Origin of the sequence: Paraburkholderia sp. UCT70, assembly GCF_050434085.1 — a bacterium.
Lineage (GTDB): Bacteria > Pseudomonadota > Gammaproteobacteria > Burkholderiales > Burkholderiaceae > Paraburkholderia > Paraburkholderia tuberum.
Map to the genome: position 1 here is coordinate 2,612,231 of NZ_JBNPVZ010000004.1, position 20,529 is coordinate 2,632,759.

19 protein-coding genes are annotated in these 20,529 nt (G+C 64.6%); 11 read left to right on the plus strand and 8 right to left on the minus strand.

Annotated elements, in window-relative coordinates; genetic code table 11:
* Nucleotides 1–2: 2 nt before the first annotated feature.
* Entirely contained in the window at nucleotides 3–716 is a 714-nt protein-coding gene (locus OKW41_RS37705) for a FadR/GntR family transcriptional regulator (protein ID WP_429451628.1), read from the minus strand.
* A gap of 181 nt (nucleotides 717–897) precedes the next feature.
* Between OKW41_RS37705 and dgoD the strand changes: the two genes are divergently transcribed.
* Nucleotides 898–2,046, plus strand: coding sequence for a galactonate dehydratase (gene dgoD, locus OKW41_RS37710; RefSeq protein ID WP_429575687.1), 1,149 nt, complete (start codon nucleotides 898–900; stop codon nucleotides 2,044–2,046).
* 247 nt (nucleotides 2,047–2,293) lie between these two features.
* A complete protein-coding gene (locus tag OKW41_RS37715) occupies nucleotides 2,294–2,596 on the plus strand; it encodes a hypothetical protein (RefSeq protein WP_429575688.1) in 303 nt (100 codons plus the stop codon).
* A gap of 135 nt (nucleotides 2,597–2,731) precedes the next feature.
* Here OKW41_RS37715 and OKW41_RS37720 read toward each other — a convergent pair whose 3' ends face one another.
* Nucleotides 2,732–3,661: a CopD family protein gene (locus OKW41_RS37720; RefSeq protein WP_429575689.1), complete on the minus strand. Its 930-nt coding sequence runs from the start codon at nucleotides 3,659–3,661 to the stop codon at nucleotides 2,732–2,734.
* The gene (gene copC / locus OKW41_RS37725) at nucleotides 3,658–4,035 is read right to left on the minus strand and encodes a copper homeostasis periplasmic binding protein CopC (RefSeq protein ID WP_429575690.1); all 378 of its coding nucleotides are present in this window, start codon (nucleotides 4,033–4,035) and stop codon (nucleotides 3,658–3,660) included. Before copC ends, OKW41_RS37720 begins: the two co-directional genes overlap by 4 nt.
* Nucleotides 4,036–4,429: 394 nt before the next feature.
* Here copC and OKW41_RS37730 point away from each other — a divergent pair, with 394 nt between their 5' ends.
* From OKW41_RS37730 to OKW41_RS37745, 4 genes are all read left to right on the plus strand, one after another.
* Complete coding sequence (locus tag OKW41_RS37730) at nucleotides 4,430–5,161, plus strand: c-type cytochrome (protein WP_429356121.1); 732 nt, start codon at nucleotides 4,430–4,432, stop codon at nucleotides 5,159–5,161.
* Nucleotides 5,162–5,182: 21 nt separating this feature from the next.
* Complete coding sequence (locus tag OKW41_RS37735) at nucleotides 5,183–6,484, plus strand: c-type cytochrome (protein ID WP_429575691.1); 1,302 nt, start codon at nucleotides 5,183–5,185, stop codon at nucleotides 6,482–6,484.
* Between the two features lie 132 nt (nucleotides 6,485–6,616).
* Nucleotides 6,617–7,237, plus strand: a complete 621-nt coding sequence (trhA, locus tag OKW41_RS37740) for a PAQR family membrane homeostasis protein TrhA (protein ID WP_035471054.1) — start codon at nucleotides 6,617–6,619, stop codon at nucleotides 7,235–7,237.
* Between the two features lie 225 nt (nucleotides 7,238–7,462).
* Nucleotides 7,463–9,043, plus strand: coding sequence for a DEAD/DEAH box helicase (locus OKW41_RS37745; RefSeq protein ID WP_429575692.1), 1,581 nt, complete (start codon nucleotides 7,463–7,465; stop codon nucleotides 9,041–9,043).
* A gap of 59 nt (nucleotides 9,044–9,102) precedes the next feature.
* Here the strand turns inward: OKW41_RS37745 and OKW41_RS37750 are convergent, their stop codons facing one another.
* The 4 genes from OKW41_RS37750 to ggt form a co-directional block, all read right to left on the minus strand.
* A complete protein-coding gene (locus OKW41_RS37750) occupies nucleotides 9,103–9,636 on the minus strand; it encodes a hypothetical protein (protein ID WP_429451641.1) in 534 nt (177 codons plus the stop codon).
* Between the two features lie 138 nt (nucleotides 9,637–9,774).
* Complete coding sequence (locus OKW41_RS37755; protein WP_429575693.1) at nucleotides 9,775–10,602, minus strand: ferritin-like domain-containing protein; 828 nt, start codon at nucleotides 10,600–10,602, stop codon at nucleotides 9,775–9,777.
* Between the two features lie 361 nt (nucleotides 10,603–10,963).
* Nucleotides 10,964–12,334 (minus strand): MFS transporter, encoded by a 1,371-nt coding sequence (locus OKW41_RS37760; RefSeq protein ID WP_429575694.1) that lies wholly within the window; start codon nucleotides 12,332–12,334, stop codon nucleotides 10,964–10,966.
* 185 nt (nucleotides 12,335–12,519) lie between these two features.
* The gene (ggt, locus tag OKW41_RS37765; protein WP_429575695.1) at nucleotides 12,520–14,160 is read right to left on the minus strand and encodes a gamma-glutamyltransferase; all 1,641 of its coding nucleotides are present in this window, start codon (nucleotides 14,158–14,160) and stop codon (nucleotides 12,520–12,522) included.
* 337 nt (nucleotides 14,161–14,497) lie between these two features.
* Between ggt and OKW41_RS37770 the strand changes: the two genes are divergently transcribed.
* From OKW41_RS37770 to OKW41_RS37780, 3 genes are all read left to right on the plus strand, one after another.
* Entirely contained in the window at nucleotides 14,498–15,277 is a 780-nt protein-coding gene (locus OKW41_RS37770; protein WP_429575696.1) for a DeoR/GlpR family DNA-binding transcription regulator, read from the plus strand.
* A 308-nt stretch (nucleotides 15,278–15,585) separates the two neighbouring features.
* Nucleotides 15,586–15,783, plus strand: a complete 198-nt coding sequence (locus OKW41_RS37775) for a hypothetical protein (protein ID WP_018421753.1) — start codon at nucleotides 15,586–15,588, stop codon at nucleotides 15,781–15,783.
* 195 nt (nucleotides 15,784–15,978) lie between these two features.
* The gene (locus OKW41_RS37780) at nucleotides 15,979–16,632 is read left to right on the plus strand and encodes a TetR/AcrR family transcriptional regulator (RefSeq protein WP_429575697.1); all 654 of its coding nucleotides are present in this window, start codon (nucleotides 15,979–15,981) and stop codon (nucleotides 16,630–16,632) included.
* A 28-nt stretch (nucleotides 16,633–16,660) separates the two neighbouring features.
* On the opposite strand, the gene OKW41_RS37785 is transcribed toward OKW41_RS37780, so the two are convergent.
* A complete protein-coding gene (locus OKW41_RS37785) occupies nucleotides 16,661–17,035 on the minus strand; it encodes a hypothetical protein (RefSeq protein ID WP_429451650.1) in 375 nt (124 codons plus the stop codon).
* Nucleotides 17,036–17,233: 198 nt separating this feature from the next.
* Here OKW41_RS37785 and glpD point away from each other — a divergent pair, with 198 nt between their 5' ends.
* Entirely contained in the window at nucleotides 17,234–18,763 is a 1,530-nt protein-coding gene (glpD, locus tag OKW41_RS37790) for a glycerol-3-phosphate dehydrogenase (RefSeq protein WP_429451651.1), read from the plus strand.
* Between the two features lie 259 nt (nucleotides 18,764–19,022).
* Entirely contained in the window at nucleotides 19,023–20,522 is a 1,500-nt protein-coding gene (gene glpK / locus OKW41_RS37795) for a glycerol kinase GlpK (RefSeq protein ID WP_184022960.1), read from the plus strand.
* Nucleotides 20,523–20,529: the final 7 nt, after the last annotated feature.

Consider the following 20,529-nt stretch of genomic DNA (forward strand, 5'->3'; position numbering starts at 1 on the left):
TCTTAGCCTTCGATTCGCCCGCGCGTCACGCCGAGCAATGACGCCATCGCCGCGTACGCCGCGGCGGCATCGCGCGCGCGAATCGCGTCGAACACCGCCGTGTGCTCGGCGAGCGACGCGTTGAACACATCGGCGCGTTTCGCATTGAGCCGCAATTGTGCCTCGAGCGTGCGCTCGATCAGCGCGCCAAGCGGGATCAGCAGCTCGTTGCTGCACGCGGTGAGCACGCACAGGTGGAACTGCAGATCCGCGCGCACCCATTCGTCGACGTTGCGCGCCGCCACCATCGCGGTATGCGCGGCCGCAAGCGCACCCAACGTGTCGTCGGTGTGCGCGGCGGCCGCGAGGCCGGCGGCATAAGGCTCGACCATCTCGCGCATTTCCTGCAGCTTGAGCGCGAACGCCATCGGCTCGGCGACGCGTGAATACCAGTCGAGCAGATCGGCATCGAGCAGATTCCACGCGGACTTGACCCGCACGCGCGTACCCACGCGCGGCCGCGATTCGATCAGCCCTTTCGACGTCAACGTGCGCAGCGCCTCGCGCAGCACCGTGCGGCTCACGCCGAACATCTCCATTAACTCGGCTTCACGAGGCAGGATCGACTCCGGCGCATAGTCGCCGCGCAGAATCGCGGTCGCCAGCAGTTGGGCGACTCGCCCGTGCAGATCGTGCGGAATGGTTTTCTCCTCGCGGTTGATGCTCCCGTCGCGCAACGCGGCGGTAAGTCGGCCAGATCTCACCACTATGTGGCAAATAATACTATTAATAGTATTTTAGTGCAGTTTTGTTGTAGCATGGAATTCCCCGAAATTTTGCATGCCCGCAGACCTGCTTTGCATGGGTTCGGAGTAAGCGCCAAAGCGCCAACTTCGATCGACACCGGAGACACACACCATGAAAATCACCAAGCTCGAAACCTTCATCGTCCCGCCGCGCTGGTGCTTCCTCAAGATCGAGACCGACGAGGGCATCGTCGGTTGGGGCGAGCCGGTGGTGGAAGGCCGCGCGCATACGGTCGCCGCGGCCGTCGACGAACTGTCCGATTATCTGATCGGCAAGGACCCGCTGTTGATCGAGGATCACTGGCAGGTGATGTACCGCGCGGGCTTCTATCGCGGCGGCCCGATCACGATGAGCGCGATCGCCGGCGTCGATCAGGCGCTGTGGGACATCAAGGGCAAGCATCACGGCGTACCGGTGCATGCGCTGCTCGGCGGCCAGGTGCGCGACAAAATCAAGGTGTACTCGTGGATCGGCGGCGACCGTCCGAGCGATGTCGCGAACAACGCACGCGCGGTGGTCGAGCGCGGCTTCAAGGCCGTCAAGATGAACGGCTCGGAAGAGTTGCAGATCATCGACACCTTCGACAAGGTGCAAGGCGTGATCAACAACATCGCGGCGGTGCGCGAGGCGGTCGGGCCGAACATCGGAATCGGCGTGGACTTCCACGGCCGCGTGCATAAGCCGATGGCGAAGGTGCTCGCCAAGGAACTCGACCCGTACAAGCTGCTGTTCATCGAAGAGCCGGTGCTGTCGGAAAACGCCGAGGCGCTGCGCGACATCGTCAATCAGACCAACACGCCGATCGCGCTCGGCGAGCGTCTCTATTCGCGCTGGGACTTCAAGCACATCCTGTCGGGCGGCTACGTCGACATCATCCAACCGGACGCGTCGCACGCGGGCGGCATCACCGAGTGCCGCAAGATCGCCGCGATGGCGGAAGCCTACGACGTCGCGCTCGCGCTGCATTGCCCGCTCGGCCCGATCGCGCTCGCAACCTGTCTGCAGATCGACGCGGTCAGCTACAACGCGTTCATCCAGGAACAGAGCCTCGGCATCCACTACAACAAGGGCAATGACCTGCTCGATTACATCAAGAATCCGCAAGTCTTCAAGTACGAAGACGGCTTCGTGTCGATTCCGCAGGGCCCGGGACTCGGCATCGAGGTCAACGAAGAGAAGGTGCGCGAGATGGCGAAGGTCGGTCACCGCTGGCGCAATCCGGTGTGGCGTCACGCGGACGGCAGCGTCGCCGAATGGTGATCTGAACACCTGAGCGAAGCAGGCGGAACGCCGCCGGCGGGCCACGTGACGCGCGGGCCGTCGCAGTAACGTAACATCCCGGACCAGGCGGCTCGAACCGGCGTTCGAGCGCTGCCGCCCCGACCTGCATCACTCCCCGCAGAACCTTATCCCGCCTGGCTTTCGCGACGTTTGTTCGGTATCGGACATACGTACGGCTTGCTCCTTGCTGAAATGCATGCCAACAACGCATGCAGCGAGGAGCACCATGGGCGAATTCCTTCCTGACTATCTGATCCGCGAACAGGCGGCGGTCGGCGCGCTGGTTGCTTTCGGCGTGCTGCGCATCATTGGCGCGATGCTCGCGTACGAGCGCGGATGGAACATCTCGATAGTCGGGAAATGCTTTATCGCCGCGGCGGTGCTGTACTGCCTGCCGCAGGTCTTCGATCTGCTCACGCAGATGGTCGGCTCACACGCGGCCGGCGCCGAACTCGAAGGCAAGGCCGCGGGCTGCGCGATCGCGTTGTTCTGCGCGCCGATTCTCGGTCATCGCCTCGGCTTCGAGTAAGCGGGCTTCGTAGTGCGGCGCTTTTTTATGCGGCGCTTATGCGCGGGTGCTGTCGTAGAACTGACGCACGATGGACGCGCGCGGCCGTCGCGCATCCATCGCCGATTGGTCAATCGCCTATGCCGCGCCGCGCGTTCAACCGAGCGCAGCGAACGCCGGCACGGTGTGTGACAACGCGGCCGCGACGACGAACACGCCGATCATCACGAGCGCTTCCAGATACATCAGGTTGACGAAGGTGTGCGCATCCATCGTCGATGCGGTGCGACGCAGGCGTGGCACCGCCGATGTGCGGTTCAGCGCGCCGAGCACCAGCGCGAGCGCGACCAGCACGAGCTTCAACGTCAGCACATGACCCCACGTGCTCGCCTGAATCGCTTCGAACGAACTGCCCGAGTCGCGCACCGCATTGAAGACGCCCGACAGCAACACGAACGCGACCGCGACGATCGACACGTTCGACACCTGGGTCGCCGTGCGGATCAGCATGCCCCGCGCGGTGGATGCCCCGAGCGCCGGCAGCACCGCCAGGCCGGAGGCCATCGCGAGTCCGCCCCATACGCTCGTTGCGAGCACGTGCAGCGTCTGCATGCCGATCGCGGCCGACACGACGCCGGCATCGGCCGCATGACCGAGCGACGCCTTACCCGCCGCGATCGCGAGCACCGCGAGCCACAGCAGCGTACTGCGCAGCATGCCCGTGCCATGGCTCAGCGCGGTGCCGAGCAGCACCAGCGCGCCGCCGAACGCGACGCTCCAGCCATAGCCGACATGCGTTTGCGTCAGCACCGTCGGCACCACGCCGAACGCCGCGGACAACGCGACACCGCTCATCGACGCCGCCTGATACAGGAGCCAGCCGAGATCCGCGAGCACCAGCACGATGGTGGCCGCGAGCATCGAGCGTTGCGCGCGCATCCAGCCGGGACGCGCCGGTGAAGTGCCCTGGAGCCCGTCCCTCGCGAGCCATGCGCCGAGTAGCGCCGAGCCGACGGCGAAGCCGAACGAGACGTTCATGAGCGCGGCCATTGCGACCTGCCCGATCCACAGTCCGTCGAAGTTCATTTGACGTTGAACGCGAAGTCGCCATGGGTACGATGGCCATCGGTGGCCACCGCGATCCAGTGCACCGCATAGCGGCCGCTCGTCAACTGAGGCAGCGCGAGGTGCATCACGCGGGCGTCCGCGCTATCGACCGTCGACGCGCCCGGCGTCGCGGGCTTGCCGCTTGCATCGGCGAGTGTGATCTTGCTGAATGCGGGCTCGAGCGGCTCGGTGAAATGGATCGTCAGGTCGGTAGGCGCGACGGCGTCGGCGTTCGCGGCCGGCACGCTCGAGATCGGATGCGCATGCGCGAACGCGGTGGACGACATGGCCAGCGCCACCGCGCCGGACATCAACGCTCGCAGCGTCGACGAGGAGAAATCGAATAGCTTCATGTAAGGCCGATAGCGGATGAGAACGAACGGGACATAGCGGGGCCGGCGAGGCGCATCGTCTGCACGACGGCCGGCGAGCCCGGAAGTGTACGCTTCGATGGTGCGCGCGGGGATCGGTTCAACGTGGCTTGATCGAATGCGTCACACGGCATCACGTTTGCGGCGGCGACGCCGTGATTATTTTTGAGGCAAAGACGTCGACCACGTTCCGTGACGCAACCAAAGTCCGAAACCGGCATAACGCGACACACTGTCGCATGGCAGTCACACCTGGAACCGTCTCTAATGCGGCAAATAGTCACCATTACCCTTCGATGATAGAATGCTGCGTCGCCGCAGCGACGGCTGTCCTTCACACCGAGCCGCCCGAAGTTCGGTCAGGTCCCCGATTCTGATGGAGTTACGCGTGTCTTCAAGACGCCTCTTCCGCCCGTTGCTTGCCCTTCTGTTGATCGGCACCGCGGGTGTCTATAGCGCTGCGAAAGCGCAGACTCAACCGAAGGCCCCCGACACGATGGAAGCGCGCGTGCAAGGCTGCACGGCCTGCCATGGCTCGCATGGGCAAGGTACCGACAACGACTACTTCCCGCGCCTCGCCGGCAAGCCGGCGGAATATCTGTTCAATCAGTTGCAGAACTTCCGTGAAGGGCGCCGCAGGTACCCGCCGATGAACTACCTCGTCACGTATCTCTCCGACGACTACCTGCATCAGATCGCCACGTTCTTCTCGCAGCAGCGCCCGCCGTATCCGACGCCGGCCAAGCCGACGGTCTCGGCCGCCACGCTCGCGCGCGGTGAGCAGATCGTGCTGCACGGTGATGCATCGAAGCAGGTGCCCGCTTGCGCGGCCTGCCACGGCAAGGCACTGACCGGTATGGAACCGGCGATTCCGGGTCTCGTCGGTCTGCACGCCGACTACATCAGCGCGCAGCTCGGTTCATGGCGCTCGGGCACGCGTCACGCGATCGCGCCGGACTGCATGCACACGATCGCCACACGCCTGTCCGACGAAGACGTGAACGCCGTCGCGGCCTGGCTTTCCACGCAGCAGGCTCCGCAAAACCCCGTGCCGGCTCCGGCCCGCTCCTTGAAGACTCCGCTTGCCTGCGGCAGCGAACCGCAATAAGGCGCCGGGAGAGACATTCAAATGAAACGCAAGTCTTTGTTCGCCCTCTCGGCAGTCGTCGTGGTCGCGGCCGCCGCACTCGTTCCCGTCCTGTGGTCGGGCGGCGACAATCTGCATAGCAGCGGCGCAGCCGTGGCGGCAACGCCCGCGGACCAGGCCGACCTGATCAAGAAGGGCGAGTACCTCGCCCGCGCCGGCGACTGTATCGCCTGCCACACGGTGCGCGGCGGCCTGCCGTTCGCGGGCGGCCTGCCGATGGCCACGCCGTTCGGCACGATGTTCACGCCGAACATCACGCCGGACGACCAGTACGGCATCGGCAAGTGGACCCAGGACGACTTCTATCGCGCGATGCACACCGGCCGCTCGAAAGATGGCAGCCTGCTCTATCCGGGCTTCCCGTTCACGAGCTACACCAAGGTCACGCGCGCGGACTCCGACGCGATCTACGCATATCTGCGCTCGGTCACGCCGGTCAACGTGCCGAGCCGTCCGCACGAACTGAAATTCCCGTTCAACCAGCGCAACATGCTGATCGGCTGGCGCACGCTGTTCTTCCGTGAAGGCGAGTTCAAGCCGGATCCGACCAAGTCGGTCGAATGGAACCGCGGCGCGTATCTGGTCGAGGGCCTCGGCCACTGCGGCATGTGCCATACGTCGATCAACGCGATGGGCGCCCCGGTCAGCTCGGCGGCGTTCGCTGGCGGTCTGATTCCGCTACAGAACTGGTATGCGCCATCGCTGACGTCGAACAGGGAAGCCGGCCTCGGCGACTGGGACCTCAAGGACATCGCCGATCTGCTGAAGACCGGCGTGTCGAGCCGCGGCGCGGTGTTCGGTCCGATGGCCGAAGTAGTTCACAACAGCCTGCAGTATCTGTCGGCCGAAGACATCAACGCGATGGCGACGTACCTGAAGACGATTCCGCAGAAGAGCGAAGCACCGGAACCGCTGCAGCTCGAAACCTCGGAAAAATTCGGCGGCGAACTGCTGAAGCAAGGTCAGAAGATCTACGCTGACAATTGCGCGAAGTGCCACGAGGAAAACGGTCTCGGCCGGCCGCCGGCATTCCCGCCGCTCGCGAACAACCAGTCGATCCAGATGCCGTCCGCGGTCAACCCGATCCGCATGGTGCTGAACGGTGGTTATCCGCCGAGCACGGAAGGGAACCCGCATCCGTATGGCATGCCGCCCTTCGCGCAAGCTCTGTCGAATCAGGAAGTGGCAGCGGTCGTGACGTACATCCGTATGTCCTGGGGCAACCACGGCACGGCCGTGTCGCCACAGCAGGTGGCCAATCTGCGTTCGGCGCCGCTCGACTAAGCAGGGTTCGACGCACCCCGGGCGCGGCCTGCGAAATTCGCGGCCGCGCCCTTCGTTTTTTCAGGACCGGTATCATGTGGGCCTGTTTGTGTTGGTGGTCGCCCTCGCGGGACCGTGCAGGAGGAAAGAGTTGTGCCCTTCGGTGAGCGTTTGAACAGCATCACCCATCTCGTCGGCGCCGTGCTGTCGGTGGTGGGGCTGGCGGCGCTCGTCACGATGGGCGCGCTCGCCGGCGACGCGTACAAGGTCGTCAGCTTCGCCGTATATGGTGCGATGCTGTTCGTGCTGTATGCGATCTCGACGCTGTATCACAGCGTCAGCCATCCGCGTCTGAAGGCGATTCTGCAGAAATGCGATCATTCGGCGATCTACCTGCTGATCGCCGGCAGCTACACGCCGTTCACGCTCGTTACGTTGCGTGGACCGTGGGGCTGGTCGTTATTCGGCGTGAGCTGGGGGCTCGCTGCCCTCGGCATCGTGCAGGAACTCACGCTCGGGCGACGCACCCGCAGCGTGTCGATGGTGCTGTATGTGTTGATGGGATGGCTCGCGCTCGTAGCCGTCCACCCGCTGGTGCAGGCGTTGCCGGCCGCGGGGACCGCGTGGCTCGTGGCCGGCGGCGTCATCTATAGCGTCGGCATCTATTTCTTCATCAACGACGAGCGCATCCGCCACGGACATGGTATCTGGCACCTGTTCGTACTGGCGGGCAGTCTGTGTCAATTCGTCAGTGTCGCGCGCTATGTCGCGTGACATTCCACGGCGACGAATTGCAACTTAAGGCCAGTCGACGTGTCTGCATAGCGCGTTGAAACATTCGGCACATCTGTGAGCGTGCCGCCGATTTCTCCGTGAACGGAACCGGGCCTCGGCCTCGAACACGCCATGCGGGCGTGTCGATGCCGCGCTGGTTTTTCCGCGTTGGGGTCCTTTGGGCCCAGCGGGGCCGTTCGCGACACTGCATTGCAAAGAGCTTTTATGTCTTTTGATTCCCTCGGCTTGTCCGAACCGCTGGTCCGCGCTGTCAATGAACTCGGCTACACCAGCCCGACTCCGATCCAGACTCAGGCGATCCCGGCCGTGCTCAACGGCGGCGATCTGCTCGCCGGCGCGCAAACCGGCACCGGCAAGACCGCCGGCTTCACGCTGCCGATCCTGCAGCGCCTGAATTCGATGCCGCCGGCCGCCGGCGGCAAGCGCGTGGTGCGCGCGCTGATCCTCACGCCGACTCGCGAACTCGCCGCGCAGGTCGAAGAAAGTGTGCGCGCCTACGGCAAATATCTGAAGCTGAAGTCGACCGTGATGTTCGGCGGCGTCGGCATCAATCCGCAGATCGATGCGCTCAGGCGCGGCATCGATATCGTCGTCGCGACGCCGGGCCGTCTGCTCGATCACATGCAGCAGAAGACCATCGACCTGTCGCATCTCGAGATCCTCGTGCTCGACGAAGCGGACCGCATGCTGGACATGGGCTTCATCCACGACATCAAGCGCGTGCTCGCGAAGCTGCCGCCGAAGCGCCAGAACCTGCTGTTCTCGGCGACCTTCTCCGACGAGATCAAGACACTCGCCGATGGCCTGCTGGACTCGCCGGCGCTGATCGAAGTCGCGCGCCGCAACACGACGGCCGAAACGGTCGCGCAGAAGATTCACCCGGTCGATCGCGACCGCAAGCGCGAGTTGCTCACGCATCTGATCCGTCAGCACAGCTGGTTCCAGGTGCTCGTGTTCACGCGCACCAAGCACGGCGCGAATCGCCTCGCCGAGCAGCTGACGAAGGACGACATCAGCGCACTCGCGATTCACGGCAACAAGAGCCAGTCGGCACGCACGCGCGCGCTCGCCGAGTTCAAGGACGGTACGCTGCAGGTGCTGGTGGCGACCGACATCGCCGCACGCGGCATCGATATCGATCAGTTGCCGCACGTGGTCAACTTCGATCTGCCGAATGTGCCGGAAGACTACGTGCATCGTATCGGCCGCACGGGTCGCGCGGGTGCGACCGGCGAGGCGGTGTCGCTCGTGTGCGTCGATGAACTGCAGTTGCTGAAGGACATCGAGAAGCTGATCAAACGTCCGGTCCCGCAGGAAGTGATCGCCGGTTTCGAGCCGGACCCGACCGCGAAGCCGGAGCCGATCCTGCGACGCGGGCAGGGCGGCGGCGGGCGCTCGCCGCGCCAGGGACAAGGTGCGGGGCGTCGTGACGGCGGTGCTGCTGGTGGCGCACCGGCCAAGCCGGCTCAAGGCTCCGGTCAGCGTTCGGGACAAGGCACGGGTCAGCGTTCGGGCCAGCGTGCGTCGAACGCTCAGCCCACGCCGCGGCCACAAGGTGCGAAGCCGGCCGGCAATGGCAATCAGCCGCGTCGCGATACGCAGCGTCACGACGATCGGCCGCGTACCGCCGCGCATGATGGCGCTCCCGCGCATCATGCGCCGCGCAAGCCGCAGGGCAATCGTTCGCACAACGGCAATCCGGGCGCGTTGCTCGGCGGCGGCGCGAAGCGCAACGATGCGCCGCGTGGTGCGCAACCGTCGCGCAACGGCGACCGTGGCCGTTAAGCGTCGCGCGGCCTGAAGGCTGCCCGCGCATCAGCCGTTAGCGCTTCCCTGCTCGAAGACTAACGGCTGCTCGCGGCGGCAGCCTGCTTCAAATGCTCGACCTGCAGTTCCCATCGCTCGAGCACCTCACTCCCCTCTCCTTGCAATTCGAACGTGATGCCGCCCGTGAGGCGCGCATAACGGACGCTTTGCGCTTCCGCTGTGTCGATCGAGCCGAGCAGATAGACGAGGCCGCTGTCGTCGCCAGCAACACCGGGCAGCGGCGCGACACGCAATTGCACCTGATAGAACGCCGCATCGCAGACGAAGCTCAGCGCCGCGCGCCCGCTTTGCGCGATCGCGCGCGTCGCGCGCGCCTGCGGCCATAGCGCGATGCACAGCGTGCGCGAGTCGGGCGCATAGAGTTCGCCGACGCTCAGCAGAGATGTGCGCACGTGGCCGTTCGCGTCGACGGTTAGTAGCGACGCGGTGAAGCCCAGCTTGTCCGCAAGCGACGAACCGTCGAACAACGCGCGCACGTTGGCCGGCCATTCGTCGAACACGATCTGTTCGAGCGGACGCGCGGACGTAGATGCGGAGGAGGAAGCGCTCATGCCATCGATCCAGTCGAAGTAGTCGGTAAAGCTCCATCATGCCTCGAAAAAACCAAAGCCCGCATGAGCGGGCTCCGGTTCGCTTCGTCAGGGTGTTGCAGCTGCATTCAGCCGATGCCTCGCGCAACGATCGATGGCTCAGCGAAAGAATACGTGCTGCGTGATCTTCGCGAGCGGATAATGCACGCCCGGCTGAATGCGCGCCGGCAGATCGAGCGGCTTGAGCAGCATCTTCACGCACATGTCGGCGGACAGATTACGGCGCACCAGCTTGTTGATGCGCGCCGCGCGCTCGCGGTTATACGCGGAGTCGTGCACGCGCTCCGGATAGCGAATCGCGAACACGTGCCGCAACGCGATCTCCGAATCTTCGTTCTTGATTTCCATCACGCGACGCATCAACGCGCCGAGCACCGCGAGCCGACCGTTGCCCTCGATCCGGTTGTACTTCTTGAAGTACCTGAAAAAGTGCTTGTAGTGACGGACCTCGTCGGTGCGGATGTTGTCGGTGATCTGCTTGAGGACCGCTTCGTCCGAGCACTCGTTGATCGCGCGATACAGCGTCGCGGTACCCGTTTCGACTACGCAACGCGCGACCATCTCCAGCGCGCGGGACTTTTCGAAATCCTCGACCGAGCACGTGAGCGAATACTCGCCCATGAAATTGCGGAACGCGGTGTCCCAGTCGAACTCGGGCCATACATACGCGATATAGGTCTTCAGCGCCCGGCCGTGCTGCATTTCCTCGGGCTCCCACTCGTGGTTGAGCCAGGCCGAGACCTCGGGGTCGTCGTTGAAAAACGTACTCAGATTGCTGGTGTAGAGATCGGTGCCGCTTTCGATGAACGAAGCCGCGCACAACAACAGCAGCAAGTCCTCGTTGGCCGCGGCCTTCTGACGGTCAATGCGCGTCAGATCGATGTCTTCGATCCGCCAGGGCATGACATGGTTCAGCTCTGTGTGCATCGTGTCTTGCTCCCATGCTGTACCGACCCGTGGAGTTCTTCGCAACTGCCACCGCTCGCAGTGATGTTTCTGCGTGTCGGATACAACGCCGTGAATTAGAGTTGGGCCCTTGTACTCTGCATGTTAGCCGGAGATATCCGACCATGCAGATCACACAGCACAGACCATGCCGCATCGACGCAGTTCCGATTTCAAGATAGTCGAAATCTTCCAACGTGTTAAAACGATGTGCGCAAGGCAAAAAAAGCCAGCCCAAAAGGCTGGCTTTTCGGACAGACATCAGACCCGGCGGGGTTGAGGACACGGGCGGGCGCCCTAGGCGGGCCCCATAGACGGCCCCCCTGGGCGGGCCCCCTCCTCCTCAGGCAGGTTGGACGTCGCCCAGGATGGGACACACGCGACGCATGCGCAGCGCGACGATGATCAGCGATACGCCCGAGAGCACCGCCGCAAGCAGGACGTAATAACTTGGCGCGAGTTTGTCGCCGGTCAAATGAATGAAGGTTTCGACGATGGTCGGCGCGAAGCCGCCGAAGATCGTCACGCCGATGCTGTAACCGATTGAAAGGCCAGTCGAGCGCACCTGGGTCGGGAAGATCTCCGACATCAGCGCGGGCATCGGCCCCGAGTACGAGGCCTTGAAAATACCGGCGACGCCTTGCAGCACGAGCAGCCAGCCAATCGTCGGATGTGTCTGCAGCCATGCGAACATCGGATAGATCAGCAGGCCCATCAGGATCGACGTGCTCAGCATGATGCGAATTCGGCCGATGCGATCGGACAGCGCGCCCATGATCGGCGAGAAGATGAACTGCATGCCGCCGTTCAGCACGACCACGCCGAACGACGCGGCCGCCGCCATATGCAGCTGCTTGACCGCGTAAAGCGGCATGTAGAGCTGCAGCACGTACACGCCGACCGTCGACTGCGCAACCATGCCGATCGCGAGCAGCAGGTTGACCCACTGATTCGAGAACGACGCGTCCTTCGTTCCGCTGACGACCTTGTGCTCGCCAGCCGCCTCGCGAGCCGCGCGTTCTTCTCGCAATGCGAGGAATTCGGGCGTCTCGTCGAGATGCGAGCGGATGTAGTAGCCGACCGGCCCGACCAGCAGACCGAACACGAACGGCACACGCCAGCCCCAGCTGTTCAGATGCTCGGCCGGCAGCCACGCGGTCAGCAGCGAACCGAAGGCCGCCGCGGTGATCGCCGCGAGACCCTGGCTCGCGAACTGCCAGCTCGCGTAGTAGCCGCGCCGAGTCGCGCTGTGCTCGACCATGAACGCGGTCGCGCTGCCGAACTCGCCGCCGACCGCGAAGCCCTGCACGAGCCGCGCCAGCAGCACCAGCAGCGGCGCCGCGAGACCGATCGTCGAAAACGGCGGCATCACGGCCATCGTGAAAGTACCGACCATCATCAGCGCGATCGCGAGCGTGAGCGCCGCCTTGCGGCCCTTGCGGTCGCCGTACACGCCGAGCACGATCGCGCCGAGCGGGCGCATCAGGAACGAGAGGCCGAAAGTGGCGATCGCGAGCAGGGTCGACAGCCACTCGTCCTGCATCGGGAAGAACTGTTTCGCGATGATCGTCGCGAAGTAGCCGTAGACCAGGAAGTCGAACCACTCGAGCGCGTTACCGATCGACGACGAGAAAACGATCCGCCGCACCATCGCTTTCGAAAGCGGCGCGGCGTGGGGGGAAGCGGTCGTCGAGTGCGACGCGGGGGTGTTCATGATGGTCTCCTGCCTGTCTGCTGCGTGATAGCTGTGGTAGGTGCGGCACCGCCTGGGTCAGCGAGGCGGCTGGCGGGCGCGCAATAGCGCGGCATAAGGCATGCCGCGCGTTCGTTACGTGTTACCCGGGTGTCGGACCTGAGTCCCGGTGCGGACCTCGGCCCCGGGCGTTGCCTCGTTGTGGCCTAGAAGCCGGCGGCGAGACCGTCGCGGCGGCTGTCGCTGGCCGCCACGTAGCCGGGCTCCGGCTCGTTGCGATCGAGTTTCCAGATGAACTGGCCGGAGCCGAAGTCCATGTACGGATCGTCGACCGACTTGATCGTGTGGCCGAGCTTCTGCAGGCCCTCGGTGGTCTTCGGATCGAGCGTCGACTCGATATCGACCGTGAAGTCGCGGTTGACCTTCCAGCGCGGCGCGTCGCACGCGGCCTGCGGTTGCTGACCGTAGTCGAGCATGCGCACCACCGTTTGCAGATGGCCTTGCGGCTGCATGTCGCCGCCCATCACGCCGAAGCTCATCACCGCTTCCTGCTGACCGTTCACCTGCTGCGTGAGGAACGCCGGGATGATCGTGTGGAACGGCCGCTTGCCGCCCTCGACGACGTTCGGCGACTTCGGATCCATCGAGAAGCCGCAGCCGCGGTTCTGCAGCGCGATGCCGCTGTCCGGCACCACCACACCCGAGCCGAAGCCCATGTAGTTCGACTGGATGAAGCTGACCATCATGCCGCTCTCGTCCGCGGCCGACATGTAGATGGTGCCGCCCGCCTTCGGCATGCCGAAGTCGAAGTACGTCGCCCGCTTCGGATCGATCAGCTTCGCGCGCGAGCTCAGGTACGCGTCGTCGAGCATCTGCTCGGGCGTGACTTCCATCGACCGCGGATCGGCCACATAGCGATACAGGTCGGCAAACGCGAGCTTCATCGCTTCGATCTGCAGATGCTGCGACTCGACGCTGTCGACCTTCAGCGACTTCACGTCGAACTTCTCGAGGATGCCGAGCGCAACCAGCGCCGCGATGCCCTGGCCGTTCGGCGGAATCTCATGCACGGTGTAGCCGCGATAGTCCTTGCCGATCGGCTCGACCCAGTCCGCGCGGTAGTTGCGGAGATCGTCGGCGCTCAGCGCGGCGCCGCCTTCGCGTGCGAACGCGGCGATCCGCTCGGCGATCTCGCCTTCGTAGTACGCGCGCGGGCCCTGCTCGGCGAGCTGGCGCAGCGTCTTCGCGTGACCGGGGAAGCGCACGAGTTCGCTGACCTCGGGCGCGCGGCCGCGCGGCATGAAGGTCTGCGCGAAGCCCGGCTGATCCTTCAGTTCCGGCACCGCGGCCGCCCATTTGTACGCGACGATGCTCGCCACCGCGTGACCGCGCTCGGCGATCTCGATGGCCGGCTCCATCAGGTCGGCGAACGGCAGCTTGCCGAACTTCTGGTGCAGCGCTTCCCAACCGGCGATCACGCCCGGCACCGTGACGGCGTCCCAGCCACGCTTTGGCTGTTTCGCGAAGCCGTTTTCCTCGCCGTATTTGCGCTTGAAGTAATCGACGTTCCACGCAGCCGGCGACACGCCCGACGCGTTCAGACCATGCAGCTTCTTGCCGTCCCACACGAGCGCGAACGCGTCGCCGCCCAGGCCGCACGACACAGGTTCGACCACTGTGATCGCTGCGGCGGCCGCGATGGCCGCGTCGACGGCATTGCCGCCCTTCCACAACATGCGCAGCCCGGCCTGCGCCGCAAGCGGATGCGAGGTCGAAACGATATTGCGTGCGAATACGGGCAGACGTTGCGTCGGATAAGGGTTGTGCCAGTTGCTGAAGCCAGTCATGTCGAACACTCTCGAAAGCGCGGGCCGGCACGAAAAGTCGCCGGACATCATGGGAAAGGTTGTAAAGCAGGTAAATCGCGGAACCCCGGATTGCATCGCGAAGCGCGCCAAAAAACAAATTCATTTATCAAATGAATAAATGCGTATTGCGCCTGAATGAAGGTTCGAGCAGGTCCGGAGCGTTCCCGGCGAGTTCCAGCGGATTGCGCCAGTTGGCGGACATGGGGCGCGATGGTCTTACAATAGCGGCAATCGCGCTCGTCGACGGCGGGCTTCCTGCCAGCCGCTTGATGATCGCGACGGAGCACGCCGACACGACAGCCACCACCCGAGACACATGACACGAGACCCCCGCCTGACTCTCAACGCCCGGCAACAGGAATTGCTGGAGTGGGTGCAACGCGACGGCTTCGTGACTGTGGACGACCTCGCGAGCCACTTCGACGTCACCCCGCAGACGATCCGCCGCGACGTCAACTGGCTCGCCGATATGAATCTGCTGCGCCGCTATCACGGCGGCGCCAGTCTGCCGACCAGTTCCGAGAACGTCTCCTACACCGCGCGCCAGCGCATGTTTCATGAAGAGAAAAGACGCATCGCGGCGCTAGTCGCCACTCACATTCCCGATCAGGCATCGCTCTTCATCAACCTCGGCACGACCACCGAGGAAGTAGCACGCGCGCTGAACCGCCACCGTGGACTGCGCGTGATCACGAACAATCTGAACGTCGCTAGCATGATGAGCGGCTACCCGGATTGCGAAGTGCTGGTGACGGGGGGCATCGTGCGGCCGTGGGATAAGGGCATCGTCGGTGAACTGGCGATCGACTTCATCCGGCAGTTCAAAGTCGATTTCGCGATCATCGGCACGTCGAGCATCGAAACGGACGGTACGCTGCGCGATTTCGACACGCGCGAAGTGCGTGTCGCCGAGGCGATCATCGAGCACGCACGCACCGTGTTCCTCGCCGCCGATCACTCAAAGTTTGGCCGCCCGGCGCTAGTTCGCCAGGGACATCTGGAGCAGATCGACGCATTGTTCACCGACGCCGCGCCGGCCGCCGACATGGCCGAGGCGCTGAGCGCCGCGAATTGTCAAATCTATATCGCCGGATAATTCCAGGCGATCTCCGCCATGCTGCGGTGCACGCGAAACCTCGCGTGAAATCAAGAATTCGGCCGCGGGGCCGGACCGCCTATCGCGCGGCCAATTGTCAAATGGAAAATTTACGAGGACCGGGTTGGCGTTTCATCGGTGCTCGCCTACACTCCAGTTCCCCAACGTGCGTTGCGAGTTTCGCACGGCGTCGGTTGTATGAATCTGTCGTGTAAGCCGTACCTCCCGCCCTGATCCTTTAGCGGACCCCGCCCCGGCCTGCCGGTCGACTGCAAGGTTGTCCGCAATTTGCTGACATGGAGAGAACGATGCTGAGTCCGCATGAATTCGCCACGTTGTTGCTCGTCAAGGACGCCCCCAACCAGGTCGAAATGGGCCGAGAAGAACTCGATGCGTTGCTCGAACGCCAACTGGTGCAACTCGAGCGCCTCGCATCGGGCAACGAAGAATGGCGCGTGACCGAAACCGGCGACACCGCATTGCGGGCCATCAAACGTTTTTCCTGAGATTCCCTGTCGTTCGATCCGAGAGCCGTTGGCGGCGTATCCGCGCCGCCTTGGCGGATGCGCCGCGCGCTTCGCTCGCGACTACCGGTCTCGTATCGTTCAATTCCCCTGACAGCGGGCCGCCTTCGCGGCCCTTTGTTGTGCGCATCTCATTTACACAGTAAATTCACGCGACGGACTTCCCCGCCCTCGCGCATGCCCAAGACGCTCTCCGCCGACGACATCCAGCAGTTTCGCGAAGCCATGCGACGCGTCGCGGAAAACGCATTTGCGACCCGCGGCGCGCAAGGCGTGACGATGCGCGAGCTGGCGAAGGAGCTCGGCTGCAGTGCGATGACACCGTATCGCTATTTCCGCGACAAGGAAGAAATTCTGGCGATGGTCCGCGCCGCCGCGTTCAACCGCTTCGCCGCGCGCCTCGAAGCGGCCGCGCGCGGCATCCCCGCGAACGCCCCCGCCATCGATCACAGCGCCGTCGGCCGGGCCTACGTCGACTTCGCGCTCGATGAACCGCACGCCTACCGTTTGATGTTCGATCAGACGCCGCAACAGCAAGGCGCTTACCCTGAACTGGCCGCGGCGTCGCAGCGCGCGTGGCGTCTGCTGGAAGCGCACTTCGAGCGGCTCGTCGAGGCGGGTATTCTCGAAGGCGATCCGCGCCTGATCGGCTATGCGTACTGGACGAGCCTGCACGGCTTCACGATGCTCTCGCTCGCGAACCAGCTACCGCCGTCGGCCGCGCAACAGGCGGATTCCGCCGGCGACGGAGCGCCGCAGCCATCACGTGAAGCCGTGTTCGCGCAGATTTTGCGCATGCTGTGGCGCGGAGCGTTGGCGCCGCACAAGTGAACCGGTGCGCCGGTCAACCCGCTGCTGCTTACCCGCTACGCAAGGTCGGATCGGCACTCGCACGCCAGCTGATCGCCCTTGCGCGCTGCTCGTTGAAGAACTCGACCCACTGGTTGCGCACCTTCGGATCGCTGCTCGTCGCCTCGCTCGCATGGCGCTGCGCGATCGATGCCTGGAACGCGCAGAAGTCGTCGTTCGACAGCCGGCCGCGCCGGTTCGCCACATAGGCATCGAAGAACGTCTCATAGACGATCTGCGCGTCGCTGCCGTAGTCGACGGTTTGCGGCGAGCACATCTTCTGCAACGCCTCGAACGACGTTGCGCCCCTCGTCCCTTCCAGACTCGGCGTACTCACGCATCCCGCCAGCAGCGCCGCCGCGCCGATCATCAAAAGTCCACGCATACATCACCTCGAAATGGCTGCTACCGAGAGTATCGTCCGCGGTCGCGCGTTGCGCCACTCCGTGCCATCCGACCCAGGCTCGCTCGGGTCGAAGCGAACTTTACTTTTTCGAATATGTTCATTAAAGTTCGAAAACGAACATGATTCGTTCAATTGGCTTTCCAACTTACTCCCAGATTCGATGCAGAGGCTCACCAGGTGACGCAAGGCACGAAATACGATTTGCTCGTCGTCGGTGGCGGGATCAACGGCGCCGGCATCGCCCGCGACGCGGCCGGCCGCGGCCTGGCGGTGCTGCTGTGCGAGCAGGACGATCTGGCCGCGCACACCTCGTCGGCGAGTACCAAGCTGATCCACGGCGGCCTGCGCTACCTCGAGTACCGCGAGTTCGGGCTCGTGCGCAAGGCGCTGCAGGAGCGCGAGACGCTGCTGCGCGCGGCGCCGCACATCATCTGGCCGCTGCGCTTCGTGATGCCGCATATGCCGGATCTGCGCCCCGCCTGGCTGATCCGCGCGGGTCTGTTCCTGTACGACCATCTGGCCAAACGTGAGCTGCTGCCGGGCTCGCGCGGCATCGTGATGAGCCGGCATCCGGCCGGCGCGCCGCTCGTCGAAACGATCAAGCGCGGCTTCGTTTATTCGGACGGCTGGGTCAACGACGCGCGCCTCGTCGTCCTGAACGCGCTCGACGCGCACGAGCGCGGCGCGACGATCCTCACGCGCACGAAGCTGGTCAACGCAGAGCGCGCCGGCGGCGAGTGGCGCGCGCAACTGCAACGCGCGGACGGCACGACGCTCGACGTGCGCGCCGCCGCGATCGCGAACGCGGCGGGCCCGTGGGTCGGCGAGCTGCTGAAGGGCGCGCTCGGCCGGCCATCGGCGCATAGCGTGCGGCTCGTCAAGGGTAGCCACATCGTCACGCGGCGCCTGTTCGAGCACGACCACGCGTACATCTTCCAGAACGCCGATAAGCGGATCATCTTCGCGATTCCCTACGAGCACGACTACACGCTGATCGGCACCACCGACCTCGAATATCGCGGCGACCCGTCGCAAGTCGCGATCGACGCCAACGAAACGCAGTATCTGTGCGATTCGATCAACCGCTACTTCAGGCAGAAGATCTCGCCGGCCGACGTGCGCTGGAGCTATTCGGGCGTACGCCCGCTGTTGGAGGACGAGAACGCGGACAATCCGTCGGCGGTCACGCGCGACTACTCGCTCGAACTCGACGCGCCCGCGGAACAGGCGCCGCTGCTGTCGGTGTTCGGCGGCAAGATCACGACGTTTCGCAAGCTCGCCGAGCAGGCCGTCGATACGCTCACCGACGCGCTGCGCCACTGCGGGTCCGCGTGGACCGTCGACGCGCCGCTGCCGGGCGGCGACATCGCACAGGCGAACTTCAATCGCTTCCTCGGTGAGTTCTCGCGCGAGCATGCGTGGCTGCCGGCGTCGCTCGCGCATCGGCTCGCGCGCGCGTATGGCACGCGCGCGAATCGCGTGATCGGCCTCGCGCGCTCGCGCGCCGAGCTCGGTCGCGAGTTCGCGCCGGGACTGCACGAAGCCGAGCTGGTTTATCTGCGCGATACCGAATGGGCGCGCACCGCGCAGGACGTGCTGTGGCGGCGCTCGAAGCTCGGCCTGCACGTCGAGCCGGGCACGCTCGATGAGGTTACGCGCGATATCGACGCGTGGTTCGCGCGCGAACCGGCCCGGCAGAGCGCGTAGGCGGCCCCGCCGGGCAAACTGGCATTCCCCGACAAAAGCGGCGGCAAACACAACGCGGCGCCAATGCCGGGTGAAGCAAACGGCGCGAGCCCGTAGAAACGGCGCACACCATCCGCGCGTCCCGGGCCGGCCCCACCGCAGCTTCGGCTGGACGACACCGGCACGCGCCCTCACACTATGGCGGCCCGCTCACAACAACACGCCGCTCGCATCGCCGGCCAGCAATCCGGCGATCCGTAACATGCATGGAGAAGAGACAATGCTGGATCAGTACGTTCTCGCGCTTGACCAAGGCACCACCAGCTCGCGCGCGATGCTGTTCGACCGGCGCGGCAACGTCGTGTCGACCGCACAAAAGGAATTCCAGCAGATCTACCCGCACCCGGGCTGGGTCGAGCACGATCCGCAGGAAATCTGGTCGACGCAGGCCGGCGTCGCCGCCGAAGCGGTCACGCGAGCCGGCATGAACGGCACGTCGATCGCGGCGATCGGCATCACGAACCAGCGCGAAACCACGATCGTGTGGGATCGCGAAACCGGCCATCCGATCTACAACGCGATCGTCTGGCAGGACCGCCGCACCGCCGATTTCTGCGACGACCTGAAAGCGCAGGGTCTCGAAGCGAGCGTGCGCGCGAAGACCGGCTTGCCGATCGACTCGTATTTCTCGGCGACCAAAATCCGCTGGATTCTCGACAACGTCGAAGGCGCGCGCGAAAAAGCGCGTCAGGGCCGGCTCGCGTTCGGCACCGTCGATAGCTGGCTGATGTGGAATTTCACGAAGGGCGCGCTGCACGTCACCGACGTGACCAACGCGTCGCGCACGATGCTGTTCAACATCCACACCCTGAAGTGGGACGACGAACTGCTCGCCGCGCTCGACATTCCCCGCAGCATGCTGCCGGAAGTGCGGCCGTCGTCGGAGGTGTACGGGCCGACGGTGACCACCGTGTTCGCGTCGAAGATTCCACTCGCGGGCATCGCCGGTGATCAGCACGCCGCGCTATTCGGCCAGATGTGCACCGAGTCCGGCATGGTCAAGAACACCTACGGCACCGGCTGCTTCCTCGTGATGAACACGGGCGCCAAACCGATCGAATCGAACAACAATCTCGTCACGACGATCGCCTGGCAGATCGGCGAGCGTATCGACTACGCGCTCGAAGGCAGCATCTTCATCGGCGGCGCCGTGGTGCAGTGGCTGCGCGACGGCCTCGGCATCATCAGGAACGCGGCGGAAATCGAAACGCTCGCGCGCGGCGTGCCGCATTGCGACGGCGTGTATCTCGTGCCCGCGTTCGCCGGCCTCGGCGCGCCGCACTGGAACGCGCATGCGCGCGGCACGCTGTTCGGCGTCACGCGCGGCACGACCTCCGCGCATATCGCGCGCGCGGCGCTCGATTCGATCGCCTATCAATCGCTCGACGTGCTGAAGGCGATGGAAGCCGACTCGGGCATTCGCATCGGCGAGTTGCGCGTGGATGGCGGCGCCTGCGCGAACAATCTGCTGATGCAGTTCCAGGCCGACATCCTCGGCGTCGACACGGTGCGCCCCCAGGTGTCCGAGACCACCGCACTCGGCGCCGCCTATCTGGCCGGTCTTGCGGTGGGCTACTGGAAGGACATCGACGAGTTGAAAAGCCAGTGGAAGCTCGAGCACCGCTTCACCCCGGCGCTACCGCATGCGGAGGTCAGGACCTGCCTCGATGGCTGGCAGCGCGCGATCCGCGCGGCGAAGGCCTGGGCCGATACGCCGTAAGGTCGCG

Coding starts and splice junctions, on each gene's coding strand:
- dgoD (WP_429575687.1), top strand. CDS start 898: ATGAAAATCACCAAGCTCGAAACCTTCATCGTCCCGCCGCGCTGGTGC.
- OKW41_RS37715 (WP_429575688.1), top strand. CDS start 2,294: ATGGGCGAATTCCTTCCTGACTATCTGATCCGCGAACAGGCGGCGGTC.
- OKW41_RS37720 (WP_429575689.1), bottom strand. CDS start 3,661: ATGAACTTCGACGGACTGTGGATCGGGCAGGTCGCAATGGCCGCGCTC.
- copC (WP_429575690.1), bottom strand. CDS start 4,035: ATGAAGCTATTCGATTTCTCCTCGTCGACGCTGCGAGCGTTGATGTCC.
- OKW41_RS37730 (WP_429356121.1), top strand. CDS start 4,430: ATGGAGTTACGCGTGTCTTCAAGACGCCTCTTCCGCCCGTTGCTTGCC.
- OKW41_RS37735 (WP_429575691.1), top strand. CDS start 5,183: ATGAAACGCAAGTCTTTGTTCGCCCTCTCGGCAGTCGTCGTGGTCGCG.
- OKW41_RS37745 (WP_429575692.1), top strand. CDS start 7,463: ATGTCTTTTGATTCCCTCGGCTTGTCCGAACCGCTGGTCCGCGCTGTC.
- OKW41_RS37750 (WP_429451641.1), bottom strand. CDS start 9,636: ATGAGCGCTTCCTCCTCCGCATCTACGTCCGCGCGTCCGCTCGAACAG.
- OKW41_RS37755 (WP_429575693.1), bottom strand. CDS start 10,602: ATGCACACAGAGCTGAACCATGTCATGCCCTGGCGGATCGAAGACATC.
- OKW41_RS37760 (WP_429575694.1), bottom strand. CDS start 12,334: ATGAACACCCCCGCGTCGCACTCGACGACCGCTTCCCCCCACGCCGCG.
- ggt (WP_429575695.1), bottom strand. CDS start 14,160: ATGACTGGCTTCAGCAACTGGCACAACCCTTATCCGACGCAACGTCTG.
- OKW41_RS37770 (WP_429575696.1), top strand. CDS start 14,498: ATGACACGAGACCCCCGCCTGACTCTCAACGCCCGGCAACAGGAATTG.
- OKW41_RS37775 (WP_018421753.1), top strand. CDS start 15,586: ATGCTGAGTCCGCATGAATTCGCCACGTTGTTGCTCGTCAAGGACGCC.
- OKW41_RS37780 (WP_429575697.1), top strand. CDS start 15,979: ATGCCCAAGACGCTCTCCGCCGACGACATCCAGCAGTTTCGCGAAGCC.
- OKW41_RS37785 (WP_429451650.1), bottom strand. CDS start 17,035: ATGCGTGGACTTTTGATGATCGGCGCGGCGGCGCTGCTGGCGGGATGC.
- glpK (WP_184022960.1), top strand. CDS start 19,023: ATGCTGGATCAGTACGTTCTCGCGCTTGACCAAGGCACCACCAGCTCG.